3 protein-coding genes are annotated in these 7,433 nt (G+C 50.7%); 2 read left to right on the top strand and 1 reads right to left on the bottom strand.

The window, feature by feature from the left end; all coding sequences use genetic code 11:
• Positions 1-755: hypothetical protein (locus tag AC1DH9_RS20120; RefSeq protein ID WP_477808651.1), on the top strand; the 755-nt coding region annotated here is incomplete at its 5' end.
• A 721-nt stretch (positions 756-1,476) separates the two neighbouring features.
• On the opposite strand, the gene AC1DH9_RS20115 is transcribed toward AC1DH9_RS20120, so the two are convergent.
• Entirely contained in the window at positions 1,477-2,271 is a 795-nt protein-coding gene (locus AC1DH9_RS20115) for a hypothetical protein (protein ID WP_477808650.1), read from the bottom strand.
• A gap of 162 nt (positions 2,272-2,433) precedes the next feature.
• Between AC1DH9_RS20115 and AC1DH9_RS20110 the strand changes: the two genes are divergently transcribed.
• A complete protein-coding gene (locus AC1DH9_RS20110) occupies positions 2,434-6,483 on the top strand; it encodes a helix-turn-helix domain-containing protein (RefSeq protein ID WP_477808649.1) in 4,050 nt (1,349 codons plus the stop codon).
• The last annotated feature ends 950 nt before the right edge of the window (positions 6,484-7,433 follow it).

The raw sequence follows: 7,433 nt of genomic DNA, 5'->3' as shown, positions 1-7,433 counted from the left end.
CAATGACTCTTGGGCTTCGTAACTATATTGTGAGTTATGCTGCTGAACACGAAGAGACCGATCAATTGCGGCTCATGGTGGGTGGTGTTTTCTTTGAGAAAGAAACGATAATTAATCGTTTGAGCGAGGATGCGAGCTACTCAGATAGATATGCCGTATATGCGGGCTTCGATCGAAATATAACAAAAGACCATATGAATGAAGCGGATGTTGATCTTGTCATATTTGATAGTCGATTGTCTCAATATTATTTTGTGCAAGTAAAGCATGCCGCGCTCGGTGACCTGGCATATTTTGAAGGTGCCGCAAAATGCTTGGGTGGGGATCTTCAGAAGGGGATAAAGCAATTACTAGAGGCAAAGCGCCTGATTGAATGCGGCTATATCGAAAGCCAGCTGAATAAACTCGGACTGCATGCAGTAACACCTGAAAACTGTCACTTCATCCTGATTCACAATCTAGAGGGTTTCGATTACCAATCAACCAGCGATGGCATTGCACTATATGACTGGCTGACTTTTAGAAACCTGCTTTTAGATTGTAGAATAGTTTCTTCAGGTAGTAATCAACCGGATATGGCGCTTTATATGCCAAAAGCGATTCCGCTAAACGATCCAGTTCACCTCGTGAAAACACTGCTGGATGAACATCCGGCCTTGTCCAGCAGCAAGGAGACCATCCTCCTAATGGAGAATGTTAGCACGCACTATTCCGTGGAGGGGGTCGAAGTAACTCTGGTTTCGCTCGGGTTATAGTTTTTAAAGCTGAGCCCCGAGTTGGAGAGTTACGCCTATGACCTGATAAGCTAAAGGTGAGTCAGTTTTCAATCAGCGCCGACAAGGGAGATCTTGCTGGTTAGCGCCATGGTGCTTCTTCCTTGTATCCGCAGGCCTGGCAATATGGAGACTCCAAGATTTTGCGTGTGCGCTCCATACGCTACCAGGTAGCATCCATGCGAGGCCGGGATATTGTCGTCTACGGTCGACACTTACTGCATAGCAGGTGGTATAGCGCAGGGAGGAGGGTGGTGCTCATTAAGTGAAAGGTCTGGGGGTGAGCTTCGGCGTTCTACATTCGAAAGTCGTGGTCGTCGAGGCTCGAGCGCCATTGCTGAAGTCCAAGCGCTTTGACCTAGTCGAAATTCATGTAAGGGTTTAGCTCCATGTGTTCTGGATAAATGCACAGTGGTTGAGGGGCGCCCGTTAGGCGAGTCTGAGACGACGAGCTGCAGGCTGCGCCACTCAGGCTCCAAAAGCACCGCTAGTGACATTTTGCTCAATTCTTCCGGTTCTGTGTAGCGCATCGCTTTGTGAAAAGGCGCCTTTAATTAGTTCTTAGGTGCTTCGATAGATCCAGCTAATGTGTAAATAGCTGCACTTTGCTTGCCCTCCATTCATCTCAAGCCCCGAGCGTAATACCCCCCACCACCGCACACACACCGTCACTTTTTATTTATCTAGTTTTGCAGGGGTGAACTTAACTATCCCGCTGCCTATATCTCCGTTTGGAAGCTTGCTGATTTGAATGGTTGTTTTTGAAAGGAACCTGCTTCTTTTGGCGAGCCATTTGATCAGACATGCCGAGTGTGTGAGAGAAGAGTTTTTGTGTGTCTTTAAATGACCTTTCTTGGCCATTCTCGTTAATTGAATCGTTATCGCAGTACCAGAGGAGGCGTTGATTTTCGTGAGTCGTCAAGGCGGTAAATATAGCTATTGAGTGACAGATACGAAGTGCTTTTTCACCCGTCTCTCCTTTCCAGTTCCCCATTCCTAAGCTCGCAAGGTGCTCCTCAATGAAAGGGAATACAACTTTTTTTGAAGGGCCAAATACAGTTTCTATCTTTCTTTCAATGGCTACTGTGATGAGTAAACCATGAATAAAATTGTCGATGGCGTGAAGAAAGTCAGGTAGTGCACGGCTTCTAGGGCCGTATTTTAAATCTTTAAATTTAAATTCACTATAGGGTTCAAGTATTTTGTGCTTGCGTCTTAACTTTTCAATTTGTTCAGTGAAAGGTCCTACCTTGTTGTAGGAGAAGATCAGAAACGAATAAGTAGTGAAGTGTGCGTCGTGATGCTCTCCTCCGAAATCCGACATTATTGCAATTTTATCATCATCTGAAAAGTCAGGGAGTTCGTCAAGTTGACTAATAGCGTTTACAAGCAAGTGGGAGAAAAATGGATAGTTGCCTGTTACGACCGATAAATCGAAAGGTCCACTTTTACGGATCTTTTTAGGTCGTTCAAACTCTGCGCTTTTTCGTCTGTTCAAAGGGTTGACTCCAATATCTTGTCATTGAACGCTAAATGGTAGTCATTGAGATGGCAATCTGCCGCAATCGTGGTGACTGATTCAGGGAGAGATTGTGGGGTTGGTTGATGTGCGTGCTTTTTGTGGTACTCTCATTTGTGTGTACGTAAAATGGTGCGAGAAATGAAAACGTCTCCTAGGTCAGTACCCTACCCAGAATTCGGCGAGCTATTAGTTCGGCTCCGTGTGGCAGCGGGTTTCCCTAAGCAGCAAGAACTGGCGACAGCCCTCGGAAAAACCCAGCAGTCGGTAAGTCGCTGGGAGAAGGGGGTTGCCCGCCCGCGTTCGAATGACATTCCCTCGCTGGAGAAGCTGGTTGGAGCCAAGGAAAACGAACTCCTAGTAGCTGCCGGATATAAAGCGGCGACAGTAGATCTACGCATTGAAACGGCGACTACACACGACCGTGTGTTGCCCCTCTCCGCATTGCCTTCGGATACATTCGAAAGCTTCTGCGCTGCCCTTTTGGACCGCCTGTACCGGCCTTTTGGAGGCAAAGTCCATCGTTACGGGGCCACCGGTCATAAGCAACACGGCATCGACATTGTCGCCAGCGGTTCATTCGGGACCTACTCGTTTCAGTGCAAGCGCGTTAATGAATTTGGCGCCCAAAAGGTTCATACCGCGGTGGCTGAGCAGACTTTCGTCGCGGACGTCAAAGTACTCTTGCTATCCAGCGTAGCGAGCCCAAGGGCGCGCGATGCAATGGCTGTGCATACTGASTGGGAATTGTGGGACCGAGAGGACATCACCCGGAAGCTTCATGAACTCGCGATGTCCGACCGCCTGGACCTGGTTGACCGCTACTTCAGTGGTCAGCGCCTGGACCTACTGGGGATTGATGAGCCAGGACCGATTCAGACTCTAGATACCTTCTTCAAACCATTCCTGGTTCCTGACCGCTTCTTCAACCATTCCTGGGCTCTTGTTGGTCGTGACGCAGAGGTTTCACAAGTTCTGAACTACGTCCGGGATGAGTCGGTACTTTTAACTTGTCTCGTTGGGGCGCCTGGGTTTGGAAAAAGTCGTGTTCTTCGCGAAGTCACGCAGCGACTAACTGAGATCACCGCCCTGCGGGTTCGATTTGTGTCGCCGACTGAAGATGTCAAGGCTCATCATTTGGATAAACTGCGCGACAGCCTCGGTGGGGTGACGCTACTTGTTTGTGATGATGCTCACGAGCGTGAAGATCTCGGCATCCTTCTTAGATATGTGGCTGTGCCGGAAAATAGAACGCGGTTGCTTCTATCGCTTAGGCCCTACGGAAAAGAAGCGCTACGCCTTCAAGCAGCTGACGTAAGCCTCTTGGAGCCTTTGGTCCAATTTGTCGATATGCATCAGCAGACACGAGATGAAGCGCAAGCACTAGCTGAATCGGTTCTCGCCGAGTGCAATGGCCCTCTGGCAGCCGCTGCCGAAATCGCCTGTGCAACATTCTCGACACCGTTGGTCACAGTTTTAGCGGCGCAGTTGGTCGCACGTGAGGATGTGTCGCTGACGTTGCTGGGTAATTCAAGGGAGTTTCAAACCTATGTGCTGGCTCGGCTTCAGGACGTTATCGCGGTCACTTTGGTCTCGGGGCAGGATGTTTCGAAGCTTAGGGGGGTGCTGCGAGTCATCGCGTTACTTCAGCCCATCATTCCGGACGACCCTGGCCTGCTTAATATCTTGTCGACGGTCGAAGGGATTGAGGCACCAGACGCCAGTCGGCTGATGCGCTTGTTAGGAGACGCAGGAGTGCTATTCAAGCGTGGGGTCCGCTCGAGGCTTGCTCCAGACCTGTTGGCGGATGAAATCATTCGTTCGAACTTTCTCAATGCGGATGGTAAGGCAAACGAGCTCGTTACAGCAGTCTTTGACCTCGCGGGCGCGGACCAGTTGAAGCACTTGTTCGTTAATCTTGGACGACTGGACTGGCGCTTACGCGAAGGAAAGACAGACGACAGCGCGTTGTTGACCAGTCTCAGCCCCAAACTATGTTGGGGTTCGAGGTACAACAACCCACACGTAGAAGCAGTCGAGGCGGTTGCTTACTACCAGCCCAGGTTTGCGCTGGACTTCGCGAAACGGCTCATTATCGATAAGCATGGAGAAAGCTCGGCTGTGTGCAATATGGTGCGCAATGCAGCATATACATACGACCACGTCCAAGAAGCATGTTCCCTCCTTTGGGCTGCAGGTCGCAGCGATTCCCGTGCGCTAAATCAGCAGCCGAGTCACGGCATTCGCATCCTGAAGGAAATGGCTACGTTTCAGTTGAACAAGTCGGTCGAGTACGTGCGTGAGGTCATTCGCTTCGCATTCGCGCTTCTGGAAAGGCCTGCCTCGCTCAGTTCGGTTCACACGCCTTTCACCATCCTAGAGGGAGCGTTAGGTACTGAGATTGAGTCGACGAGTTATTCTCGCTTGACCTTAACTATCACCCGTCACCAGCTTTCTCTGAAGGCGGCAAAAATCGTTAGAGATGAGATAACTGAAGTACTGCTCAAATATCTGCGGGAAGGCCCGCCCCGGCGAGCGTTTCTTGCAGCGCAGACGATGGCTCAAGCCTTGCGCGGTCCAATGCGTGGCGACGCCTCCGACAATGAATGGAAGCGAGAGCACCAGAGCCTCTTGCGGAAGCTTCAGGTAGTACTGCGGGAAGTACATTTGCCGTCTATAGTGTTGGTTCGACTTGCGCAGTCCATCTCCTGGCATGCGTTTTACGGTGGGCCTGAGACATCTGGCGATGCTCGCGCCATCATGGCTTCGTTAAACCGAGACTTGAGGACCCGGCTCATCCGAGCGCTTATCGACGGCTGGGGTACGGAGACGTGGAAGCTTAGTCGTTCGCTTAACCGTGAGGAGCATGAGGGCGACCGCATAATTCTGACGACTGAGTTGATGGCGGCATTCCCTGATGTAGGGGGGGTGTTTGATGAGTTGAATGACTGTTTGCAGGATATTGAGAGCGTAGTCCCTAATGGTTACGGATCCCCCTTCCTGCTCGTGAATCATCTGCTCAGTTCCGTACCAGATCTTGCCAGCGAATTGCTACGCAGAAACAATGAAAGCCAAGTCGGTCATCTCGGCCCGTATGTAGGCAACGCTCTGAGTGTGGCCGTTGCAACTGGACACTCGGGCTTAGTAATGGAATATGTAGGCCGCTCGGAGGACTCCGCAGAAGTATTGGCCCAACTCGCTGAGGCATATGCGAGGTTTGAACCGTCACGGTCCTACACTCTACAAGAGGTTGCCCTGTTCAGGCGCATCTTTGAGTCCAAGGACTCGAACGTGCTGTTCGTCGCGTCTAATCTGGCCCGACAGGTCGCTACTAGAAGCCCAGCTTTGGCAGTCGAGCTCATTTGCTCGGCAGATTTCGAAGTTAGTACCAGGGCGACTCACGAAATGTTCATGTTGATCACCGGCGAAATGTCTATTCCGAAGGGTGATGTCGACAGCAGACGAAGCCAGCTATTGGATAAGCTTGTGGTGGTGAAGGCGCTTGGTGACTACTGGGTCCAGTCCTTCCTCGCATCGTCAATCAAAGAGGACCCTTCCGCTGTCGTTGCGCTGGTCAAGGCGCGTCTCATGGAGGCTACACGTCGAAACGACTGGTCTTATGAACCCCTGAGCAAAGAGCGCAACGAAAACAGCCTTAGACTCATGAGTACTGAGGTTGGGCCACGTCTCATGAGAGAGCTTCTTGACTGGGCGCTGAACGAGTCTGCAGATACTCGAGGGGGGCAGCGTTTTGGCGACGCAATTTCCGGCCTTTGCGGAGACTATGACGAAATATTACTTGATTTACTCCTTGCGTGGATGTCTTCGGGTTCTGAAGCACATGCCACACTCGTAGCCGGAATACTGCGTAAAAGCCAGTCGACCTTTATCTATGATCATCCCAAGTTCATCCGTGACATCCTCAACGCGGCAGAGCTCATTGGCGACGACGCGCTAGCTGATATTCGCTCATCAATCGAGGTCTCAGTACATTCTGGTATTCGAGGAGGAGCACCCGGTGAGCCTTTCCCTGAGGACATCCGGCAAGAGCAGCATTGTGTGAAGATGCTTCAGTCGCTCAGCCGCGTAGAACCCGCATTTGAGCTGTATGACGCGCTACTCCAGAGCGCGCGTTATGGAATAGCGCGTCAACGAAAGTCAAGGGAAGCTCTAGAGGATGAAGATGACTAGTTCGGGCGAATAGCTACGAGAAAAATTTAGGGCAGATTCAGGGCCGCCGTAGGCCGCAATGCGCCTCGGGTACAATCCCAAAATGCCGTTTTTAATGGCTTGGAGCGGTCATGAGGGGCGCGCGAAGGGGAGCGAATCCCTTCCGCCCCCTCTTTAATGACCGCATCCGGCCATTAGCCTAGTGCCCAACAGTTTGAATTTATCGGCGTACTTGCGTTGGAGAAGTTTATCTGATTCATAGCGTGGTTAGGCGATGGAGGTCGGGGTAATTTGCCAAGTCAGCAAGTCTGTTTCAGGTTTCTCAAAAAGGGTATTTTGCCATTCCAAGACACCGCTTGGCTCTCCACCAGCGCGAGAGGATAGGGTAGCATCCGTGAAGTGGAATCTTGACCATGGCATGGTCTTATAGTCAGGTAGGATTAGACCGTGGGTTTACAGTAAGCCAAATTTAAATACGTGAAGCACATTTAAAAGTTTAGGGAAAAATATGACAAATGCGCCTACAAATGATGAAACAGATCCGCAGACAATTCTAATATCGGCTCTCACTGATAGAGTTCCGCTAGTCGCTGTTTTAGGGCAAAATTTTGGTTGGACAAACTCCGAAGGCGATCCCGTCCTTAAGCAGATATTGCGGAAGTCCGGAAGAGAGGGCGACGGTTGGAATGATCTGATTTCCAAGGAGGCGGTCGAAAGTCTTCTATACACTTGGGTCGCTGAAAGATACTCTCGAAGGTCCCCTTCTGAGAGTATGCTACGCGTTGCAGATATTGCGTTCAGCGCTATATATACATCGTCTATAGATTCAACGCTATCAAACCTATTCAGTACAAATGGCAGGCAACCAGAGGCCATATTAGTGGGCACCCCTGCCCCTACTGAAATTCGCAGCACTCGCAGGCCTCCAATTTTCTATCTTTATGGACGGGCTGGTGTTGGTGTCCCAGAGC

It is taken from the genome of Pseudomonas sp. 05T35, from assembly GCF_056396605.1.
This window is presented reverse-complemented; position numbering and strand designations above follow the sequence as displayed.